Origin of the sequence: Coleofasciculus sp. B1-GNL1-01, from assembly GCF_040220235.1 — a bacterium.
Classification (GTDB): domain Bacteria; phylum Cyanobacteriota; class Cyanobacteriia; order Cyanobacteriales; family Coleofasciculaceae; genus Coleofasciculus.
The window spans coordinates 15,745-37,838 of record NZ_JAVJTO010000077.1 but is presented as its reverse complement, the minus strand read 5'-3'; the positions used below and the strand labels follow the sequence as shown (position 1 = coordinate 37,838).

Here is a 22,094-nt window from a genome sequence, read left to right as displayed (position 1 = left end):
TTTGATTGGACGCTACCCAATGGCAACATCTACAGAATCAAGTCAAACATTGTTCTCTTGGCTTAACTCAATCCTTATAGTTTGTCAGTCTAGTCACTCGGCTTGACATAAAATTGGCGTTCCTACAACTTTAAACAGGGTAAGCTGCTAGAGTATAAGGGGTCACAGAAGAGCAGGTATAGTGTTTTGAGCAAGGGGTTCTATGGTTGAGCAAGTGATTAACAAGCTCTTTTTAGCTAGGCTTGAAGTTTATCCCTCAAGCTGACGTTGTACCGTTTGTATCGGTCAGCGTTTGGTAGATTGACTCTTGCTGCGTTTACCCTTAGCTATTCTTAGTCATATATTATTTTAACTGATAAAACAATAAATTTCTAGCCGCCAAAGACCCAGATGCTTATAAACTAACTATTATAAAGACTACATTCGCGATGCACCCCCAGCCAATTTCTCCGGCAACCTTTGGCTGATCACAGCAAACCTCACCTACAATGATCCCTGTTCAGCCTTACTCATGCGTACTCCTCCACTGCTCATGAAAGAAATGAGGAACGGGGCAAGTAATAGAAATTAGGTAAGTCTAATCGATAAGCAGAAATTATGAGTACAACGGACGATGCACGGCAATATGCACCTGCGACTCAACGCAACCGCGAACCGATTCTTGAGATTCTACGTCGCGTACTGCCTGCAAAAGGTACAGTTTTAGAAGTTGCTAGTGGCACAGGGGAACATGCTGTTTTCTTTGCCCCACGTCTAAAGCCACGTCAATGGTTACCTTCTGATGCCAATCCTCTCATGCGTGCCAGTATTGCAGACTGGTCTGCTTACGAACCTGCTGATAATCTTTACCCACCCTTAGATATTGATGTGCAGACACCGAGTTGGTCTGTAGAGAAGGAGTCACCTGTTGATTGGGAAACCTCACCGTTGAAGGCGATCGTCAGCATTAATTTGATTCACATTGCCCCCTGGTCAGCGTGCTTGGGACTGATAGCCGGGGCAAGTCGTCTGCTTCCTCCAGGAGGCGTTCTCTATTTATATGGTCCATTCAAGCGCAATGGACAGCATACTGCTGCCAGTAATGCTGCCTTTGATGCCTCGTTGAAGGCGTCCAATCCAGACTGGGGTGTGCGTGACCTTGAGGATATTGTGGCAATCGCCCAAGATCAGCATCTAGCCTTGGATCAAATCTACCCGATGCCTGCGAACAATCTTTCAGTCGTCTTTCATCATTCTTGAGCGGTTTGTGTTGCTTTCTCCAAAAGATTGGTACGAATACATCCGCTATACCAAGTCCAGTTTGGTTGAGAATCTAAGGGATTGTATTGCGCCCAAATCTTGCCGCTGTGGGTTTGATAAAAGTCTACAATTTCTGCTGTCGCCTTACCTCCCCAAGGCGCTTTTACTGTAATCGAGTCGCCTTTGTGAAACAGTTCGCCAGCTTCATTTGTCGTTTCTGTAACTGGAGGGGGTGGCGGTTTCTTTTCAACGGATTTGGCAGGGATGGGTTTGGGTTTAATGGCTAGATAGGGTTTCTTTTCAGCCGTTGGAGGATTGGGGGGAGTAGAACTCTGAGTTGACTCGGCTTTTTCTTCTGTTGCTGGAGGATTGGGGGGAGTAGAACTCTGGGTTGACTCCTCAGTTTGAGGAGGATTAACCTCAGTGCTGTCTTGGGTTGATTCCTCAACTGTTTTCGTGGATTCAGATGTCTCTGACGTTTCAGGAAGATTCGACGTCAAAGATTCGATATTGTTTTTTTTGCGGCCGGATTTTTTTTTGCGAGCCATAGCAGTCTGGTAGTTGTCAGCTTATTACGAACCTGAATTTTTCTGTAGGGGGGTGGGGGTATTACCCCTCATCCCATCCTAGACGAGTTGGGTTAGTGTATATATCTGGGGTGCATCTACATTTACCCCATCATACTCAGAGCTTCAGGAAATTCCATATATTGATCCTCTCGCTTTCCCATAGAGGAAGTCGTGGAAAGCAGAATTCGAGTTATTCTCAGGATTAAAGACATATCATCGCTAAACAGCCTTGCGTAAATGTTCGACTACCGGAACAGAGCAGGATATTTAGCGATCGCCAATAGATTTGACCTTGGCGTTAGTATAGCATCGCGGTCAGTTCTCGTCTCAGGATGGCGTAATAGCGATATTTGGCATGTCAGTAGCCTCGTGTCACGCGAATGGGCTAAAAGTTAAAATCCCTTTAAACAGGTTTTTGCCTTTAATCCTGTAAGCTTTAGCTTACTTTAGCTTTCAGCCGGAAATTTATTTCCCGGCTGTGCTTGAGTGCGCTTACCAGACCATCGGTTTCATCGAACAGTCAAATCATATCAAATCCGGTTAAATAACCTCACTAAAAATGGCTGAAACCCTCATTCTGACGTGATTGCATTGGTGTGCAATCAACAGGATTTGATATCACCCCTCCAGCTTCGGGAGCATCAAAAGCCGATGGTTTTGGGAGCATGTCAGGTTTGACGTAATGTTCATGCTAACCTGCGCTTGTTGGGTTACTCTACCCTTCGGGTTCTCCTCCGGAGTACGAGAAGGCTCCGCCTACGTTCCTCAACCCAACCTACTCTCGTTGACATGCACCTACGATTTTTCCGTGTCTCTCCAATATATTTGCTCAGATACACAAGACCTGTATTGTAGTATCCGTGCCACAATTGAGGAATAGAGTATTAATCCAACCAACGAACAAGCTCAAACCTGTTTGCGTGTCTGCCAGATGCTGTCTAACTATTATCGGGACATTCAGCTATTCCGCTTTAATGCTCAAACCGGAGAAGTCTATATTTTCGCAGGTGAAGAACTACAAATTATCGTGTCTCGTAATGGATTATGGAGGTTTTTGAATGAAGCCGAACTTTGAAGCGATGAGTACAGCCGAATTAAAAATATACGTTCTGTCTCATCGAGATGATGATGAAGCAATTCGTACTCTGTTTAGTCGTCGTAATCCCCCCGACTCAGAAGCGACATGGTATGGACCAATGTGTACTCCTGATGGTTTACCCATTGAAGAGAATATCCAGATAGCTGAGGAAGCCATTCGGAAACGATCTGAACGCGATCACGAAAAACAAAGACAAAAAGAGCAAGAAAGAGTTAATTCGGGGAAGAATGATATGACTGTCGTTACCCAAGAAGAAATTGAAAATTTTCGTAAGCAATTGAGAGATTATCCAGAAGCAATCGCAGCACTTGACGAAATCGAGGCGTGTGAAGGACATTTAGAAGATGCTGCTGTGGTGCTAGCCATAGAAGCAGGACAAGAACCTGAACGGGGTGCTAGAGAGTGGTTAGAGGGAATATCTGAACGATGCCGTCCCATTCTTTGTCAAGAAGATTTTAGAGATGAGATAATGGCAGGATTGCTAGCGGGTTCGGTGGAAGCTTTACTTGCTACGACGTTAATTCCCTCAGGGTTAGCTACTCCAGTTGTCATTTATGCTTTTAAGATTGGAATTAGAAAATTCTGTAATGTCTCCTAGTGGAACTCTAGATGCCTATAGCCGTAAAAGCAGCCCAATAATAGGGATTAGCAAACGGGTAGGGTTGGCGCTTACGCGCTTGCTTCAGGGATGCTTTGAAAATGCGAGACTTGCTTTTGGGAAGTTGGGCAAAGATTTGCTCAATTTGAGAATGGTATTTATCTAAGAGTTTTTCAAATTCATTGCTAGTTAGAGTTCTTAGCCATTTTTGAGCTTGGTTCAGAGCAATGGCAATTGTCCCTTCTTCTAATTTGGGCAATTTACTTAAATTTTCATAGAACTTGATCATCAAGAAGGCAGTAGAAAAGTCTTGAACTTTCCAAAGGCTACTGACAACGCTAGGACTACCTGCGTAGAGAAATCCACTGGGTAAACTAATATATTCATCGCTTATATCATTGAGTCCTGTCAAACCTGTTTCACAAGCAGAGAGGGTGACAAGGCGGCATTGATTGAGTGTTAGTCCAAAGATTTCTGCTAGCGTGAGTCGTCCATCTTCTGGTTGTTCATCTTTAGCTAAGATTAAGGATGATTCTAGGGGTGAATGGAGGTTAAACTTGCCATGACAAGAAAAGTGAATACAGTGGGCTAATGGTAACTCTTGATTAAGTTTAAGAGCAGATTCAGTTGCTTCCTCTTTTGCTAAGACTTGGGTAGAGGAAAAGAATGTGCGGCTCATTTCAACTTCTAAGTCGGTGTACGGTAGGTTATCCGTGGGGTTTTGAATTGCAACAGCAAATCCATATAAATTTGGCGGCGTTCTTCGTTCATAGCACAAGACAACACTCAATTAACACCTGATCTTCATGCAATCTAATTGATAATTTTACTCACTCCAAAACCTCCACAATTCCGGATCGCCCATCAATTCTTACCCGTTGACCATTGCGGAACATCTGAGTCGCATTATGAATATCCATCACCGCTGGAATCCCATATTCCCGCGCCACGATCGCGCCGTGGGATAGCCGCCCGCCAACCTCAGCAATTAAGCCGCCTGCACGCGCTAATAAGGGTGCCCAACCGGAATCCGTGTAGGGGACAACCAGTATCGTTTGACGGTCAATGTCTGGAACCGATTGTAGGTTACTTAAAACCCTAACCCAACCTTCCACTTGTCCAGCACTTGCGCCAATTCCCACAAGACGCTGTTGAGCGGGTTCGGATTGGGTTTGCATCAGCAAGGAAACGGCGGGAGGATTGCCATAGACGAGGGGAGGGACACTAGCTAATTGACGATGTTCATCTAACTGCGATCGGCGATAATGAATCAATCTGGGAAGTTCCTCTCGCAAAACTTGATCGGTTTCCGCTATTAGACGCTCAATCTCCGCAAATTCTAAGAAGAAAATATCCCCAGCTTCAGAGAGTAAACCGGATTCTAACCACCGTTTTTCTAGAGCGACAAAACTCCAACGCAAGTCGGCTAAAAATTGGGAATAAACTTCAGTTACTCGCCCTTTTAAATTCAAACGCGCTTGTACCACTTCCGCTTTCCAGCGCTGACGCTTGGGCGGTTTAGGTGCTGGGGGAGGATCACATAAAAACTGGGCAAAGAGTTGTCGTATCGGTCGCGGATCTTCTTTCCATCTGGGAACGGCAATATCTGTGGCGACATCGCTGAGATAACCATATTGTGCCAGAAATTGGTCGAATTGTTCTAAAACACTTTGAGCATCGGGAATTTCTGACAAGGTGGTAAAGACAGAAGCGTGATTATCACAATTAATTTGTTTTGGACTTAATAAATGGCGCGTATCGTCGGCTAATTGGGCGAGTGATCGCAAGCTGGCAATTTCTGGAGTTTGGCTACTATCTAATTCTTCATCCTTTACCTTGAGCAACGCTTGTCGCAGGGAGAGGCTTAAAGGAGCGAGAATACTATAATACGTGGCTCGTTGTAATTCCGATAATATCTGGTTCACTCGTTCCAGAATTTCGGCATCTGATAATTCTGAAACCGATTGCTCTTGCAGTTGACGTAAAGCCGGAGCAAAATGGTGTTGATAATCTTGCTCAAAATCCTTATCTAAATTCCATTCCCGACCTAACAGACGCAATAATCCGGGGAGGTTCCGCAGCGTGGATTTCAGGGGCGGTTTAGAAAATTTCGCTCCCCTTGTCAGAAACTCCAAACTTTCTGGCGGTAAACCCATGCGCCGGAAAATATCACCTAACAATGTGGCATTAAAATAGGCGCGAGCATAATGCAGTGTAGCAGTTTGATTAAAATCCAATCCCTGCGATCGTTCTTTTAACACGATGGTAAAAATTTCTCCCCAAACGCCACAGGTGAGGGGACGATTAATAGACCAAGTGAGGGGTCGAATCAGTCCGGGAATCACCTCTGCGGCAATCTTGCGCGTCCAGATGGGTTGTAGATTGGTAATGGGTCGTGTTTGCAGTAACCATAACTGCTGACCGTCATAAGTCCATTCAATATCTTGGGGAATCCCATGATAGCGGTCTTCCAAGTCTCGCGCTAAAACAGCCACCTCCTGGATTAACGCTGGGGGTAAATCTCCCTCTCCTTCAATTTCAACCGATGGGGAACGATTATCTCCAGTCTCCTGTTGCTCAAGTGGGGCGGGTCTCGTCGAGTTATCGGTTTGTTCGGGAACGTTATCGGTCAAACCCTCCCCTACAGGCTTAGATTCCTGGAAAAATACCCGATACTGTTCTGGGGTGACTTGACCGGATACAATTTTGGAGGCATCTCCGGGTAATCCTTCGATGACTACGGTGTCTTGTTGCTGCTGCATCGGATCACGACTAAAGGCGACACCGGAAAAGACGCCTGGGATTTGTTTTTGAATTAAGACCGCCATCGCCGTGTCGGGTAAATCTCGGTTACGGCGATACTGTGTGGCGACGGGATTATGATAGGAGGCGAGGACTTGGGTAATGGCGTCTTTTAAAGCCGGACGATTGGTTACCTGTAAAACCGTTTGATATTGTCCAGCCGCCGACGAGAGTTCCGCATCTTCTCCAATCGCCGAGGAACGGACAACCAGGGGTTCTGATTCGGAAACCGGAAGATATTTAACCAAAGGGTCCATATCATCCCCTGGGGGTAAGACCCATCCTTGAGGTACAGCATAACCCCAGCGTTTAAGCTGGGACAAGGTAGCGGCTTTTGAGCCAACCTGTTGGGGATCAAGTTCACGTTCCAACGGAATAATAGCTTTATCGCCTCGGAAAAAACGAAACACGGATTGAGATTCTGATTTAGCTTGGTCTGGGGAAAGGTCTAAGTCATCGGGAATTTTCTGATAAATCCAACCGATAATCAGACCCAATGCGATCGCACTGATAATTCTAGCGAAGTCATGGGGATGTAACAGCGCCAGAATTAGGGGAAATAGGACTAAAACACCATAGCGTCCCGTCGTGCGATCGCGGATAATCGTAAAGCCAATCCCCCCAATTAAAAAGACCAACAACGCGACGTGCCAGTCATGTACCACAAATCCCCAAACCACATTTGTGGTTCCAGCACCTTTACCCATCCAGTAGCGCCCCATTACCAGCATAATCAGAGCAATGATTTCCCAGGCGGGTTCTGTGGGGAAGAAATAACGCGCCAGCAAGACAGCCGCCATTCCCTTCAAAGCTTCTGATAATACGGCTAAGATACCCACCCAACGTCCACCGTGGTAGAACGCGGCGGAGACAGATACGTTACCTGTACCGACTTGAGAGAGTTGGCGTTTAGTGAATAGGTAGGTAATCCAGGAAATCAGGGGAAGTCCACCCAGTAGGGGACAGAGGACAAAAATGAGTAAAGCACCCCAAACCTGTGTTAGCGTCATGGGACATTTGTTACTGAGATTTCCTTGATCCTACAAGGGAGATGGGGTTGTAGAGACGTTCCGGTGGAATGTCTGTTGTAGGGGCGGGTTTTACCATTAACATTTAATGTTCACCCAGATGTTACTAAACCCGCCCCAACGGAGTCCAATAATTCTAAGGGCAGATGACAAAGGACAAATGACCAATGACAAATGACTAAGGACGCGGATACTTAGACGCAGGTTCAAAGTAGCGCACTTGCTCACCCTTCAACGCCTGACTCATAAAGTCTCGCCAAATCGGTGCTGCAAATCCGCCCCCTGTCGCCCCACCGCCTAACGGTCTGTAGTTATCATTACCAATCCACACCGCCGCCGCTAATTGTGGCACATATCCGACGAACCAGACATCCCGTTCTGAACTGGTTGTTCCTGTCTTTCCAGCCGCTGGGCGTCCAATTTGAGCAGAGGTTCCGGTTCCACCTTGAATCACCCCTTGGAGAACCGCATTCAGTGAAGCCGTTGCCCAGGGATCAAGCACGAGACGGGGTTTCGGGGTATTGTCTAATAACACATTGCCCATACTATCGGTTACCCGGACAATGATCGTCGGATCAGAATGCCAACCTGTATTAGCAAACGTGGCATAAGCCCCCGCCATTTCCAACGGTGTCACCCCAATCGCACCCAGGGGTAAGGAGGTGACGGGTTCCATGGGGCTTTTTATCCCTAGGGTGCGGCATACTTCAATCACTTTATCTAAACCAACGGCTCTGCCCAGCTTAACCGCTGGCACATTTCGTGACTGCACCAACGCACTACGAATACTCATCGCCCCACCGAAACCGCCGCCATAGTTTCTCGGCGAATACCAACCACTCCCATCCCGGTAACTGACTGGGGTATCCATAACCGTAGAATAAGGCGTATATTTACCACTGGCAAAAGCTGTGTAGTAAACAAAGGGTTTAAACGCTGAACCAGGTTGGCGTCGGGATTGAATCGCTCGGTTGAACTGGCTCTTTTCGTAACCGATACCCCCCACCAAAGCTTTGACATAATGGGTGCGCGGATCAACCGCTGCTAGTGCGACTTGGTCAGCATATAGCCCTCGACGGCGCAAGTTCCGGTGAGCGCGAGCGATGGTGTTTTCCGCCATGCGCTGGAAATTGTAATCCACCGTGGTTTGGACGCGCATCCCGCCTTTGAGAACCGCATCGCGACCAAATCGCTCATTCAACTCCGCGACAACGGCTTCTGTGATGTAGGGAAGCTGGCTGGTTTGCCAGGAAGTGGGCTTACCCACGCCCAATGGTTGAGCTAATGCCTCTTTTTTCTCTTGAGTTGTAATCCATCCCAGTTCCCGCATCCGTTCCAGGACAATTGCTTGCCGCTGTTTGGCTAAGGGATAGTTGACAAAAGGGCTATATTCTTCGGGAGACTGAATCAATCCAGCCAGCATGGCTGATTCTGCCAAGGTTAAGTCGGTGGCGGGCTTGGCAAAGTAGCTCTCCGAGGCTGTTTGAATGCCATAATTGTTATGACCCCAATAGATCTGATTCAGATACATTTCCAATATCTGATCTTTGGTGAAGATTTGCTCCAGCCGAATTGCCATGACTGCCTCGGCAATTTTACGCGAGAACTTTTTCTCCCGCGACAGAAACAAGTTTTTCACCAGCTGCATAGTCAAGGTAGAACCGCCTTCAACCACAGCCCCCTTCTCCCAGTTGGCTAAAAAGGCTCGACCCACACTGTTGGGGTTAACGCCATGGTGGATATAGAAGTGGCTATCTTCCATGGCAATCACTGCTCGCTTGAGATTGGGGTTAATGTTTTCTAACTTAACCACCTCTCGGTTGGCTTCACCATGCAGGCTAGCCAGGTGCTTCCCCTTGACATCGTAGACGTAGGTCGTTTCGGTGGGAACATAGCCCCTGAGGACTCTCACATCGGGAAGATTGCGGAAGCTTGTCGCCAAGCCCACCAGCCCACCAGCCACAACCGAGCTAGTTAGCATTGTAATGCCGAGAATGGTTCCGCCTGTTACCTGAGCGACTCCTTGCACGAATCGGAAAGCGGGTGGCAATCCGTTTTTACTATCTCTTTGTTGTTTTTGTTGGATGGTACTAGACGACACTGTGATTTCACTTCCTCACTCAAGAAAAAAATACTGAATGGCTGTGTGGGAGGCAACCTTAGGGGGGATACGTTCTATACCTTCTATAGATGATTACAGAAATTTATGGCAAAGTCAGGATTAGCGATCAATTCGGTTTGGGCGATTCTTGACCCCTGTAGACGTTGCTCCCAGCGTTGAATCAGTGGACGGGTTCTCCCTTAGATCTTAATATTAAGCCTGAGATAATCGTTCATGATAACAAACCGAAATATTTTGGCTTTTGGCTGCAAAAATGGTAACATTGCCGTTCTGGATTGGCATAAAAAACGGTAAATCGTGACATCCTCCCACACCAAATCGGAGATTAGGCTGTGGGCTTCCCAACCTCACGATTGGGCATTGCTCCCCTACGCCAGTTATCTAGGCACATAGCCCCCGACACCTCAACTTGAGAGCCAATTTCTTGCTTTTCCAGAGTCCCTGGATACGTTTCTATACCTCGATTACAGATTTCTTGAGCTGAAGCAATGTCCCGATCTACCTCGTATTTGCATTCAGGACAAGAATGTATTCTCTCAGAGAGTTCTTTCCTGACCGTGATTCGGCAATTCGGGCAAGTCTGGGAAGTACCTCGGCAATCTACTTCGCCCACAAATACTCCTCGCTTCTTACCGACCCACTTAAGGATAGAGCGAAACTGCCCAAAACCAGCATCAATCGTCTGCTTACCCAGAAAACCCTTTGCCATGATTCGGAAATCTATGTCTTCAACAAATATAGTATCCGCCATGTCACAAAGCTTATGGGCAAGTTTATACTGGTAATCCTTCCGCTGGAGTGCGATGTGATTGTGCTGCTTCTCTACCTTCTTCCTGGCTTTCTCGTAATTCTTGGAACGCTTTTTTTTCTTCGCTAACCGACGCTGTAGCACTTTCAGCCGCCTTTGTTCGGTTTTGAAGAATTTACGTCCAGGTTCGACAAATCCATCACTGGTCGCCAGATAGGAAAGCAAACCCACATCTACCCCAATGGCGTGACCATGAGGTGAAGGATCTGGAATTTCCAGATCTGAGTACAGAGTAATTACTGCAAACCATCCCATTGCCTTTTTGACTACCCGTACTTGCCTAACCACAAATCCGTCAGGGATAGGTCGATGCAAGTTGATTTCCACTTTCCCTAATTTGGGCAGTTGGATGTGCCAACCTGTAACTGGGTTGGTCTTGAATTGTGGGAATAACATCGACTTCATTTGTCCCACTTTCTTGAAGCGGGGGAATCCATAACCCCTCTCCCTAAAGAAGTCCCAAGCATCATGTAACCTTCTAATGTTAGTCTGCAAGACTTGGGAGGGAACAGATTTGAGTCGTGGAAATTCCTTCTTAGCTTTAGGTAGATTGTTTTGTTGTTGGTGGTAGCTAGGAAAGGGATAATCGGCACTCATGATATACTCAAACTCCAAACTACACCTATCCATTGGACACTTGCGAGAAGCAATCCAGTCTTTGATTTCCCGCAACGCATAGTTGTAGGACACCCGCAATGTTTCCAACCACTCATCTAGAAGTTGGGCTTGTTGGTTATCAGGATATAGGCGGTAGGTGTGGTTTAGAATCATAGGTAGGTTCTACCACATTATCATTGAAGTGGTAAATGTCAATTTCGGGGATATTGAATCCCACTCAATTGACTTGGGGAATCCATGGTGTTGCTGAGCTTGTCGAAGCATCCCAACGCTAATCGTGGGACTTATCGCTCCCCAAACCCCTCAGCAGTTAAACATCTGCCATTCTCCTGCACGTTAATCTTGAAAGATTTCCCAGACGAATGTCAAATTCTTTAAACACAATGTCTCAGTCATTATCTTGGTTATACCGAGGTGTTAGTGACATTTTTCCCAACCAACCGGATTCTCAAGACCCGAGTGAGAACCTAGAGCAACGGATTCTCCAAACTGAACGTCCCTTGCGGATCAAGTTGGGAATTGACCCGACGGGGACAGATATCCACTTGGGTCATAGTATTCCTGTACGGAAATTACGGGCGTTTCAGAATGCGGGTCATACGGCTGTCCTAATTATTGGCGATTTTACCGCAAGAATCGGTGATCCAAGTGGTAAATCGGAAGTACGGAAGCATCTTTCTGACGAACAGGTGCAGCAAAATGCCCACACCTACTTGGATCAGGTGCGTCCGATTTTAGATTTTGAAACACCCGGACGCCTGGAAATTCGCTATAACTCGGAATGGCTAAGTAAGTTGGATTTGGCAGAGATTCTCGATTTGTTAGCCACGATGACGGTGGGGCAGATGCTAGCGAAGGAGGGGTTTGCGGAACGATTTAAACAGGAAAACCCCATTTACCTGCATGAGTTTCTCTATCCCTTGATGCAAGGGTATGATTCGGTGGCAGTTCAGGCAGATGTGGAGTTAGGCGGAACGGATCAAAAATTTAATATTGCGGTGGGGCGAGACTTACAGCGGCATTTTGGTCAACCCCCCCAGTTTGGACTGCTTCTGCCGATTTTAATTGGTACAGATGGCGTGCTGAAAATGTCGAAGTCCCTGAACAATTATGTGGGATTGCGGGAAGCGGCTCAACCCATGTATCAGAAGCTGGAAGGGACGAAAGATAATCTGTTAGAGGACTATTTTGAGCTACTCACCGACTTACCCTTAGAGGAACTGCCAATCAATCCTCGCGATCGCCAACAACTCCTGGCTTGGACAATTGTCACCCAATATCACGGTCAAAAGGAAGCAGATGAGGCAAAAGGTGGGGGGGCTATCCCGGAATTTTCCCTCTCCCAAGTCGAGTTTCCCGCCAAGTTGTTTTATATCCTTAATGCCAGTGGGTTGTGTAGTAGTAGTGGCGAAGGGCGGCGACAGATTAAAGGTGGCGGTGTGAAACTAGAGGGCGATCGCATTACAGATGTAGACTGCACTTTTGATTCCCCAGAAGCTTTAGCGGGTAAGGTGTTACAGGTGGGGAAAAAGAAATCTGTACGGTTGACATCCTAAGCAGCTAGTGCATGTCAGCAAAAGTTTTTGACTACCGGGCGTGCAAGCAGGGGGATCAGGAGAAGCTGGGAATTAGCGCAAATTGACAAATTTGTCAATGAAATCCGTGGGGCAAGTGGTATTATAAAGATAATCAGACTGTGTGTTCCAGAGGAGGTTCGCTCATGTCACCATTATTGCCGCTAATACTGCTATGGGTTTTTCTAGGAATGGCTTTTTTATCTAGCATCTATGCAGAAGGCAGAGCCATTACTTAGCGCTAAAAAACATAGAAAGAACAGCAAAAAGCATAGATACAACTAGCTTTGCTATACTGAGAAAAGAACGAACGTCCGAGGGAGTCGGATTCCTGTAAAGCGGTGCCTCGGAACTGAGTATCGTTCCTCAATAGTTTCGTACAAAACAGGCTATATGCCTGTGGGTCGGGAGAAGTCTTTTCCCTATTAGGGAGAGACACTTCACGCATATAACTACCAAAAAAGGGGAAAGAAATTTCTTTCCCCTTAAACTTTCTATAGGTTTGAGAAATGTAAATTGTAGGGGCGGGTTTTACAGATAACCTTTGACAAAAACCAATAACTTGACTAAACCCGCCCTTATTCAAGTGTAGGGGCGAGGTCAACCCAAATTGAGTATCAGAACGCCTTCTGGGATTGCATAAGTTGCGCGGTTAAAGAAAAATGGGATAATCTGTGGCTACTTATCAACAAGCATTTTCCATGTCAGTAGCAGAGCGGATTATCGTCCCCTTAGATGTACCAACCGAAGCCCAAGCGATCGCCCTCGTGGAACAATTACCGCAGGTGAGGTTCTGGAAAGTCGGACTGGAGCTATTTGTCAGTAGTGGACCCGCGATTCTTCAGGTTCTCAAAGATCGGCAAAGACGGATATTTTTAGATCTCAAGTTTCACGATATTCCCAATACGGTAGCTGGGGCAACACGGGCAGCTGCTCGATACGGGGTAGATTTATTGACAATTCATGCCGTAGCAGGTCGCATGGCACTCAAAGGAGCGGTAGCAGCAGCGAAGGAAGGAGCAGAAGCCGCCGCTTGTTCACCCCCGAAGTTAATTGCTATTTCCCTACTCACCAGTTTGAACTCACGAGATTTAGCCTTTGATTTAAAAGTTCCGATTGAGTTACCCGAATACGCCCTACAGATGGCACTTTTAGCGCAGGAAGCTGGATTAAATGGCGCAGTTTGTTCGCCCCAAGAAGTGTCCCAGATTCGACAAGTGTGTGGCGATGACTTTCTCTTGGTTTGTCCCGGCGTCCGTCCCAGTTGGTCGGAACAGGGCGATCAACGGCGATCGATGACGCCAGCAGATGCTCTGAAAGCGGGGGCTGATTACCTGGTAATTGGACGCCCGATCACGGCTGCGCCTGACCCCGTTGCAGCGTGGGAAAGAATTTGTGAGGAGTTATAGCGCTTAGCGCTGATATAGTTATAATCATCAGCTAGATACCTATGGTGTAATGAGTTGAACGGATGGAAAATATGTAAGATAACGATTGACATCACGGGTAAGCAGAGGCATATTTGCTATGACAGCATGAGCGCCGATATAAAAGTCAGGAAGTGGCGATCGCCGTTCACCTCCATGTCGGCGATATGCCAAAAAGCTTTGTCCTGCTAGGAAAGCGGCTGAATAGGGTAAGGGGTCTCGACGAAAAAAATCTTCTGGTAAAGCGTCTTCTACTTCTTCGGGTTGATTAAACCCAATCGATATTTCGGCGTAAATGATCGGGTTAATCACCAAATCTCCCTGATTGGCGTAGTCAGTTAGCATTTGCGATGACCAGTCAAACCATTGAGGATCTTCGGTGAGAATATCCAAGACGACATTGCTATCTACCAGAATTTCGCTCATCGGTCTCCGCGAGTTAGTTGGATAATGTCGTTAGTTGTCAGGCGGTTCGTTGCTTTACCACGAATGGCAGCAATCATTTGTCTTCCTCGGCTGAAACCTTGAGGCTTGCGAATGCGTAAGGTATTTCCTACTACTTCAAGTTGAACTTCTGTTCCTGGTCGAAACCCAAGCTGGCTTTGAATGTTTGGAGGAATAGTAATTTTACCGTCTGTGTCAATTTTCATTGTTTTTATCCTCCTAGGGTAGCTTAATTATTAGTAAATTTCCTGATAGTTTAGCGATCGCACTATTCTATTTTTTGGGTTGAAATAGTTTCTTGTCAAAGTCTCTTGTCACTCCTTATGAATCTTAAGTTGCTCCAATGCTTAACAGTTGCCTGTTGGCTGGGATTTCAGATGGATAGTGGGGCATTTAACCCCAATTTTACCCTCGGCTCACAAACGCTGCAGACGAAACCAACAAAGCTCAGAGTCCTCCCCTGTACGCCTGCACTCCTGCACTCCTGTCTTCCTAAACCCACACTTCTAGCTCAATCGGCAACTTGTCCCTCAGATGTAGAAACTTTAACGTCTCTAATGCTGCGGGATTTACCTGACTACGCGAATCGGGTGATTCAGCGATCGCGACCTGTAAATGAGGACATTGACATCGATCTATATATCATTGTGGCAGGGCGAGCGGAATTTCAACCCCTGACTCTGGGTCCCGGTTCCTATAATTCTGTGACGACTGCAAACGTAGAACCCCCACAGCAAGTGTTTTTTACCACTCTCGAACGCCAATATGTCGAGGGAGGTGCGATCGAACGAGAGAGTTTTCACTGGCTATTTTTAACCAATACCGATAGTGGATGGCGTTTGGCTCTGATGTTTACGCGCCTAGGTTCACCTTCACCAGAACGCCCACCAACGCCGCCGCGAGAGAGTAGCAATGGTATTATGGGTCGAGCTGTGCAGCTCTGGTTGCGAGATTGTCGGGCGGACGCAATTCGAGCCTCATACAGATAGTGGTCTATCTTACAATTTAAGTTAGTGCTGAATCGGTTGGGTTTGATTGAGGGCATCTTGGTAAATACCTCAACTCCAGTCTTTAAGTTAAATAGCACTGAAATAAGCATTTTTGGAACACCAAAACCCTTGATCTACCGTAGGGTGGGCATTGCCCACCAGCCTATAAGTCAGTGCCATTCGTCTTTAACTTTCCTTTGCTAGTGCCAGATTAATGCCCGATAATTTGCGACAAACTATTGCTCTTTACGTAGAAGATATTGAATCGCCTGTGGGTAGGCGGATTAATTTGCTGATTATGGGGTTAATCCTCTTATCTTCAGCAATTTTCGTGTGCGAGACTTATCCCATACCGTCGCTGCTTCGCCTAAGTCTGGATATTATTGATCGAATTATCTTAATTATTTTTGTTGCCGAGTATTTACTACGCTTTTGGGTTGCTGACTCTAAAGTTAATTTCTTTTTTAGCCCGGTTTCGCTTATCGATCTAATCGCGATCGTGCCTTTCTTTATTGGCGTGACGGATATCCGATTTATTTTAATTTTCCGTTGGTTTCGTATCTTACGGTTAATTCGCTTCCTTACTCTAAAAATTTATGTTTTTAGGCTTAGCAATCAAGATGCCATTATCTTAGCTCGAATATTATTTACATTGTTTACCATAATATTTGTTTACTCAGGATTAATTTATCAAGTTGAACATGGAATAAATCCTCAAAAATTCAAGACATTTTTAGATGCCTTCTATTTCGCTGTAGTAACGATGACCACCGTTGGATTTGGTGACCTCACGCCAATTTCAGAAGGGGGTCGATTACTAACAGTGCTGATGATTTTGACAGGCATTGCTTTGATTCCTTGGCAATTGGGCGATTTAGTCAAGCACTTACTTAAAACGGCTAACCAAGTGGAAAAAGTCTGTGGCGGGTGTGGTTTACCTTTTCATGATTCTGATGCTCAGTTTTGCAAAATTTGTGGGACTAAGTTAGGGACTGCTGAATAATATCATGTCCGGTCAAACCCCCCTGAATAAAAATGCCTGAAACCCTTATTTTTAAAGCATTGCAATTATGGGCAATCATCAGGACATGATATATAGCACTACGCACACAGGTTAGGACAAAAGAAGAAAAATTTAAATCGCTCAATCCCTTGATGAGTCAGTGTTTTTCTTCACTATTGCCCATTGCCTAGCGCGTAGCGCTATAAGTGAAGTAAGCTGTCATGCATTTAAATTGGGTATTAGTAGCGAGCAAGATGCTCGCACTACAAGGCTTTCGCCGTTATTGATATTAAGGTTTAAATGCCGAACAGCTTAAGGAAAGGGAAACAGAGAACAGGAACAGTTTTTTCATCACTTTACAGCACTTTTCGCGTTTAGAGAATAAAAATTTTTATCCCATTGCTTTCTAAATCAGGTTCTGTCATCAACTAAATTGAAAACCGCTGTAATGTCATTTAATCCATTCAGAGTTAAAGAAATATTCCATCTGTCTATAGATATAAATATTTAATTTAAACTTGAAACTTGGGGTAGACGCTATGAATAGAGAATTAGGGTTAATATATGGAGACTAGGCAGAGCATATAGCCCAAAAAAGTGACTTTTATCAACAATAAAGATAACTGATATGCTAAAAAATAATTTGAATCACCTTAAAAAATTACTTAGCCCTATGGGAGTTGCTTATACAAGTCTTTTCATGATTTTCCCAGCATTAATATTCCTGGGTTCTTATTCTAGTCCTTCACCTAACTACCAAGAATATCCTCAGCATAATACTAACTTAATGGTACAGGTTCGGCAATTTTTGGCTCAAAATTAATACGGCAATACACCATCCAATCAAATTCCTCTTCTCGGTCAACCATCAGTCGAGAATGAGTCAGAGGCAAATACTCAGTTATAAATCTTCCATTTCCTGATAGAGTTCCTCTAAATCCTGCTGTTGAGTCCGCCGAGAACGCCGCCGATATTTCTTAGTGTTTAACTTGGGTTCGTATTGGGTTTGTCCCTTGCCTTTTATTTTCTCCTTAAGGGTGGACTCTGGCTCAGCTTGTTGGTTTAAGCGTTCCTGACGCGCGATCGCTTCCTCTAAGAAACCCAGATAATGATCGTAGCGTTCCCAGTCTCCCTGTACCACACAGTTAGGTTCATCTCGATGTAAGCAATCACTAAATTGACAACTGGCTACCGTTAACCGTTGTCGCGCTTCGGGAAAATGATGGATTAAATCGGCTGGCGTGCAATCCAAGTCAGGCTGATTAAATCCCGGCGTATCTGCCAATAAACCCCCTTGGGGTAATTCAAACAATTCTACATGGCGGGTAGTGTGGCGTCCCCGTCCTAATTTTCCAGTTACTTCTCCCACGCGCAGGTTGGCTTCGGGGGCAAGTTGGTTAATTAAACTGGATTTTCCCACTCCAGACAATCCAGCTAAGACGGTAATTTTCTGGTTTAAGCGATCGCGGAGTTCGGCTAAACCGATATTATTGTAAACGCTGATAAATAGGGGTTGGTATCCCCAGGCGTTCAAGCGCTGCTGCCACTGCTGTTGTTCTTCTGGTGTGACTAAATCACTTTTATTGAGACACAAACACACCTGGAAACCTGTCGATTCTGCCTTGACTAAAAAGCGACTCAGTTGATACGCATCCAGGGTAGGTTCTGCTAACGCAAAAACCAACAGAATTTGCTCAGCATTAGCCACAGGAGGACGATCCAGTTGAGTTTTCCGGGGGAGAACTTCTGCGATCGCACCTCGGTTACCCGTCCAGTCTGGTTCCTCAATGACCACGCGATCGCCAACCATGACCCGTTGACCAATTTTTTTCAATCGGGAACGACGGGTACACAGTAAAGTTTTGAGTGTTGAGTGTTGAGTGTTGAGTGTTGACCCAAAGCTAGGGTGATCGGGAACCTGATTTGTAGGGGCGGGTTTAGGGATTTGCTGCTGGTTATTGATGGTAACGTTTGTACCAAACCCGTCCTGGCTGAGTTTTGACTCTAATCGAACCTGGTAGAAATTCGCCTGAACTGCCAGAACTGTCCCCAATAAGGGGGCAGATAACTCAGACGCTGGACTATCGACTCCCTCGCTCATGCAGAAGCTTGCGGACGCCGCACTCTTAGGGCAAAGTAGTCTTTGCGATCGTCGAGTGCCTCAATCGGATACCCTTCCATCGTCAGACTATCGGGAACCTGTTCAATCGGTTCCCCCGGATCAAGCCACACTTCTAGTAAAGATCCGGGCGTCATTTGTTCTAGACGTAGCTTAGTCCGCACAAAGTTAATTGGGCAAGGTGTTCCTCGCAAATCCAGTTGAGCATCAGGTGTCTGATTAATTGTCGATCCCGTGGGCTTACTCATCCGCGAAACAGTCCTCCCAAAAATCCTTCTATACCCCCTTGACCCGTGCGATCGCCTTTAATTTTTGCCAGCTTCTCCAGCAACTCCCGTTCCTCCGCTGTGATTCGGGTGGGAATGTCGATTTGAGTTGTAATCAAATGATCGCCCCGACTCACCGGATTCCCTAATTTTGGCACACCATGATTTTCTAATGTCAACACCGTATTCGGTTGGGTTCCTGGGGGAATCTTCAACTCCACCGGACCATCAACGGTATTAACCTGGAGACGACAACCTAAAATCGCTTGTAAATAGCTAATTTTCAGATCCGACAGAACATTAATTCCATCTCGCTGAAATTCCGCATCTTCCTCAACAAATAGGTAGACATATAAATCTCCTGGAGGACCACTGCGTAATCCAGCATCCCCTTCCTTAGAAACCCGTAGCCGGGTTCCATTATCCACACCGGGCGGAATCGTAATTTTTAGCTTTTTGGTTTCTTGTTTGCGACCTGCTCCCCCACAGGTTTCACACTTATCCTCAATCACCTGTCCTTCGCCGTTACAGGTTGGACAGACTGACACTTGAGTGAAACTGCCAAAGGGGGTACGAGTCGCGCGACGCACTTGTCCTGAGCCGCTACAGGTCGAACAGGTACGCGGTCGCGTTCCCGGTTTAGCTCCCGTACCGTTACAGGTATTACAGTTTTCTAGGTGAGGAATGCGAATTTCCTTTTCCCCACCGAATACAGCTTCCCGAAATTCTAGCTTCAAGTCTAGGCGCAGGTCATCCCCTCGCGTCGGTCCACCACGCCGACGTCCCGTTTGCTGACCCATACCCCCAGCAAAACCGCTGAAGAAGCTTTCAAAAATATCAGCAAAACCCATATCCCCAAAATCGGGATAGCCGGCTCCAGCAGCACCTGAGGATACACCCGCCTCACCAAAGCGGTCGTATCGTGCCTTCATTTCGGGTTCGGAAAGGATTTCGTAAGCTCGATTAATTTCTTTAAATCGCTCTTCCGCTCCTTGTTCCTTGTTAACGTCGGGATGGTACTTTCGGGCAAGGCGACGGTAAGCCCGCTTTATTTCTTCTTTGTCAGCGTCGCGAGAGACGCCGAGAGTGTCATAGTAGTCAGGCATAGAGCAATGCGGGAGGGTTGGATTACGTTATGGAGGTGGGTTAATCGGGATAGTTTGTACAGAGAATCAGCTTTATCGCCACCGAGGGCTGATATCCGGATCACCTGCACGTCTTATCCATTTTGGATAAAAAACCAGCGAATTGCTACTTATCATTTAGGTAGGCATTGCCTTAGTCAACTGTTTCATAGTCAGTATTATTTACCGTTTCATCATCAAAGTTCAGAATTAACTCTTCTTCTTCGGGTTCCGATTCCGAGGGTTCGCTAACTTCTACAGGTGAGGCAAGTTCCTCCTCGCTTTCGCTAATCTCATCGGGTTCCAAATCGGGCGCACTCTCTTGGTAGACGGCTGCACCAATGGTAAACAGGGTTTGTTGGAAATCTTCTAGTTGCTGTTTAACGTCCTCCACTGCAATCGAGGGGTCTTTGAGTGCAGCTTGTAGCTGTTGCTTTTTCTTCTCTCCCTGCGCCTTCAAGTCCTCGCGTACCAAATCGGCATTGTCTTTTAGGGTCGATTCGTAACTGTAGAAGAGGCTTTCGGCTTGATTTTTCAGTTCCACCAGTTGCATCCGACGGCGGTCTTCTTCGGCAAATTGCTCGGCTTCTTGGCGCATCCGTTCCACTTCACCACTATTTAATCCACCAGTGTTGGTAATCCGGATGCTTTGCTCTCGTCCTGTGCCTTTATCCGCCGCTGAGACGTTAAGAATTCCATTAACATCAATATCAAAGGATACCTCAATTTGAGGCACACCCCTGGGAGCCGGAGGAATGCCTGTCAGTAGAAACTTACCCAGGCTCTTGTTATCACGAGCCATCGCTCGTTCACCCTGGAGGACATGAATTTCCACAGAGGTTTGTCCGTCCGTCGCCGTGGAAAAGATTTGCGATTTACTGGTGGGGATCGTGGTGTTACGCTCGATAATTTTGGTGAACACTTCGCCTAAGGTTTCAATCCCCAGTGACAATGGAGTTACGTCGAGCAGCAACAAGTCTTCAACTTCACCGCCCAAGACGCCCCCTTGAATGGCTGCGCCTAGGGCAACCGCTTCATCGGGGTTGACCGATTTATCGGGCTGGCGACCGCCGAAAAACTTACTAATCGCTTTCTGGACGGCGGGGATGCGAGTCGAACCCCCAACCAGCAGAATCCGGTCAATATCATCGGGCTTAAGTTCGCAATCTTTAAGTGCCTGTTTTACGGGTTCAACTGTGCCTTTGATCAAGTCACTCGCCAGTTCTTCAAACTTCGCTCGCGACAATTCCATCTCTAGATGTTTAGGACCCGTTTCATCTGCGGTAATAAACGGCAGGTTGATCGAGGTGTTCAACATGCTAGAGAGTTCAATTTTTGCCTTTTCTGCGGCTTCTCGCAAACGCTGTAGCGCCATTTTATCTGCGCCGATGTCGATGCCTTCTTGTTCCTTGAACTCCTGGATCATCCAGCGCACGATCACGTTATCGAAGTCATCTCCCCCTAAATGGTTGTTGCCAGACGTGGCTTTGACTTCAAATACGCCGTCGCCCAATTGCATCACCGAGACATCAAACGTACCGCCGCCTAAGTCAAAGACGAGAACTTGGTGTTCTTCGTCTTGCTTGTCCAGCCCATACGCCAATGCTGCGGCGGTTGGTTCGTTGATGATCCGCAACACTTCTAAACCTGCGATGGTTCCGGAATCTTTGGTCGCTTGCCGTTGAGCATCGGTAAAATAGGCAGGTACTGTAATCACCGCTTGTTCTACGGGTTCACCGAGAAAGTTTTCGGCATCGGCTTTCAGCTTTTGCAGGATCATGGCAGAGATTTCCTGCGGGGTATATTGATGGGAGCGGATCTGGACATCGACTGTATCGTCGCGACCCTTAACACAATTGTAGGGAACCCGCGATCGCTCCTCTACCGTGTCATCCCATCGGCGACCAATAAACCGTTTAATACTATGGACAGTATTTTCAGCATTGGGAACTGCCTGACGCTTCGCTAGTTGACCAACCAAGCGCTCATTCGATTTACCAAATCCCACAATACTCGGTGTGGTTCGTCCGCCTTCCGTATTGGAAATGACGAGGGGCTGACCTCCTTCGAGGACAGCCACGCAACTATTTGTTGTGCCCAGGTCGATGCCAATGACTTTTCCCATAGCGCTTCGGCCTATCTGATCGGTAAGGTTTTCTTTTTAAGGTGGTAATCTGTGGCTACAGAACTCACCTGACGTGCGCTCAACCGTTGTTTGGGGTTGATTGTTTTAAGACAGACACCCAAGGGGGAGTATCCCCGTGC

The 22,094-nt window shown here is 46.5% G+C and carries 18 protein-coding genes; 7 read left to right on the top strand and 11 right to left on the bottom strand.

Annotated elements, in window-relative coordinates; translation table 11 throughout:
* Positions 1 to 597 precede the first annotated feature (597 nt).
* Positions 598 to 1,239, top strand: coding sequence for a DUF938 domain-containing protein (locus RID53_RS18995; protein ID WP_446389571.1), 642 nt, complete (start codon positions 598 to 600; stop codon positions 1,237 to 1,239).
* Here the strand turns inward: RID53_RS18995 and RID53_RS18990 are convergent.
* Positions 1,230 to 1,787, bottom strand: a complete 558-nt coding sequence (locus RID53_RS18990; protein WP_446389570.1) for a hypothetical protein — start codon at positions 1,785 to 1,787, stop codon at positions 1,230 to 1,232. The genes RID53_RS18995 and RID53_RS18990 overlap by 10 nt on opposite strands.
* A 904-nt stretch (positions 1,788 to 2,691) precedes the next feature.
* Between RID53_RS18990 and RID53_RS18985 the strand changes: the two genes are divergently transcribed.
* Positions 2,692 to 2,883 (top strand): DUF6888 family protein, encoded by a 192-nt coding sequence (locus RID53_RS18985; protein ID WP_446389607.1) that lies wholly within the window; start codon positions 2,692 to 2,694, stop codon positions 2,881 to 2,883.
* Positions 2,867 to 3,505 (top strand): DUF6887 family protein, encoded by a 639-nt coding sequence (locus RID53_RS18980; protein ID WP_446389569.1) that lies wholly within the window; start codon positions 2,867 to 2,869, stop codon positions 3,503 to 3,505. The genes RID53_RS18985 and RID53_RS18980 overlap by 17 nt, the downstream gene beginning before the upstream one ends.
* A 7-nt stretch (positions 3,506 to 3,512) precedes the next feature.
* Here the strand turns inward: RID53_RS18980 and RID53_RS18975 are convergent, their stop codons facing one another.
* From RID53_RS18975 to RID53_RS18960, 4 genes are all read right to left on the bottom strand, one after another.
* Entirely contained in the window at positions 3,513 to 4,283 is a 771-nt protein-coding gene (locus RID53_RS18975; RefSeq protein ID WP_446389568.1) for a CHAT domain-containing protein, read from the bottom strand.
* A gap of 52 nt (positions 4,284 to 4,335) precedes the next feature.
* Positions 4,336 to 7,317 (bottom strand): glycerol-3-phosphate acyltransferase, encoded by a 2,982-nt coding sequence (locus RID53_RS18970; protein ID WP_446389567.1) that lies wholly within the window; start codon positions 7,315 to 7,317, stop codon positions 4,336 to 4,338.
* Between the two features lie 196 nt (positions 7,318 to 7,513).
* Positions 7,514 to 9,436 carry a transglycosylase domain-containing protein gene (locus tag RID53_RS18965; RefSeq protein ID WP_446389566.1) on the bottom strand — a complete coding sequence of 641 codons (1,923 nt, stop codon included), beginning with the start codon at positions 9,434 to 9,436 and terminating at the stop codon, positions 7,514 to 7,516.
* A 346-nt stretch (positions 9,437 to 9,782) separates the two neighbouring features.
* A complete protein-coding gene (locus RID53_RS18960) occupies positions 9,783 to 11,036 on the bottom strand; it encodes an RNA-guided endonuclease InsQ/TnpB family protein (protein ID WP_446389565.1) in 1,254 nt (417 codons plus the stop codon).
* 230 nt (positions 11,037 to 11,266) lie between these two features.
* Between RID53_RS18960 and tyrS the strand changes: the two genes are divergently transcribed.
* Together tyrS and pyrF are read left to right on the top strand one after the other, a co-directional pair.
* Positions 11,267 to 12,439: a tyrosine--tRNA ligase gene (gene tyrS / locus RID53_RS18955; protein WP_446389564.1), complete on the top strand. Its 1,173-nt coding sequence runs from the start codon at positions 11,267 to 11,269 to the stop codon at positions 12,437 to 12,439.
* A 719-nt stretch (positions 12,440 to 13,158) separates the two neighbouring features.
* Positions 13,159 to 13,866 carry an orotidine-5'-phosphate decarboxylase gene (gene pyrF / locus RID53_RS18950; protein ID WP_446389606.1) on the top strand — a complete coding sequence of 236 codons (708 nt, stop codon included), beginning with the start codon at positions 13,159 to 13,161 and terminating at the stop codon, positions 13,864 to 13,866.
* A gap of 39 nt (positions 13,867 to 13,905) precedes the next feature.
* Here pyrF and RID53_RS18945 read toward each other — a convergent pair whose 3' ends face one another.
* On the bottom strand, positions 13,906 to 14,310 hold the full coding sequence (locus RID53_RS18945; RefSeq protein ID WP_446389563.1) for a type II toxin-antitoxin system VapC family toxin: 405 nt from the start codon (positions 14,308 to 14,310) through the stop codon (positions 13,906 to 13,908).
* Complete coding sequence (locus RID53_RS18940; RefSeq protein WP_006102837.1) at positions 14,307 to 14,534, bottom strand: AbrB/MazE/SpoVT family DNA-binding domain-containing protein; 228 nt, start codon at positions 14,532 to 14,534, stop codon at positions 14,307 to 14,309. Before RID53_RS18940 ends, RID53_RS18945 begins: the two co-directional genes overlap by 4 nt.
* A gap of 117 nt (positions 14,535 to 14,651) precedes the next feature.
* Between RID53_RS18940 and RID53_RS18935 the strand changes: the two genes are divergently transcribed.
* Positions 14,652 to 15,317 (top strand): hypothetical protein, encoded by a 666-nt coding sequence (locus RID53_RS18935; protein ID WP_446389562.1) that lies wholly within the window; start codon positions 14,652 to 14,654, stop codon positions 15,315 to 15,317.
* Positions 15,318 to 15,531: 214 nt separating this feature from the next.
* Positions 15,532 to 16,320 (top strand): ion transporter, encoded by a 789-nt coding sequence (locus RID53_RS18930; protein ID WP_446389561.1) that lies wholly within the window; start codon positions 15,532 to 15,534, stop codon positions 16,318 to 16,320.
* Positions 16,321 to 17,221: 901 nt separating this feature from the next.
* Here RID53_RS18930 and rsgA read toward each other — a convergent pair.
* The 4 genes from rsgA to dnaK all read right to left on the bottom strand — a co-directional run bounded on the left by rsgA (position 17,222) and on the right by dnaK (position 21,954).
* Positions 17,222 to 18,421, bottom strand: coding sequence for a small ribosomal subunit biogenesis GTPase RsgA (gene rsgA / locus RID53_RS18925; RefSeq protein WP_446389560.1), 1,200 nt, complete (start codon positions 18,419 to 18,421; stop codon positions 17,222 to 17,224).
* Positions 18,418 to 18,687: a sulfurtransferase TusA family protein gene (locus tag RID53_RS18920; RefSeq protein ID WP_446389559.1), complete on the bottom strand. Its 270-nt coding sequence runs from the start codon at positions 18,685 to 18,687 to the stop codon at positions 18,418 to 18,420. Before RID53_RS18920 ends, rsgA begins: the two co-directional genes overlap by 4 nt.
* On the bottom strand, positions 18,684 to 19,811 hold the full coding sequence (gene dnaJ, locus RID53_RS18915) for a molecular chaperone DnaJ (RefSeq protein ID WP_446389558.1): 1,128 nt from the start codon (positions 19,809 to 19,811) through the stop codon (positions 18,684 to 18,686). Before dnaJ ends, RID53_RS18920 begins: the two co-directional genes overlap by 4 nt.
* A 172-nt stretch (positions 19,812 to 19,983) precedes the next feature.
* Positions 19,984 to 21,954: a molecular chaperone DnaK gene (dnaK, locus tag RID53_RS18910; RefSeq protein WP_446389557.1), complete on the bottom strand. Its 1,971-nt coding sequence runs from the start codon at positions 21,952 to 21,954 to the stop codon at positions 19,984 to 19,986.
* Between the last annotated feature and the right edge of the window lie 140 nt (positions 21,955 to 22,094).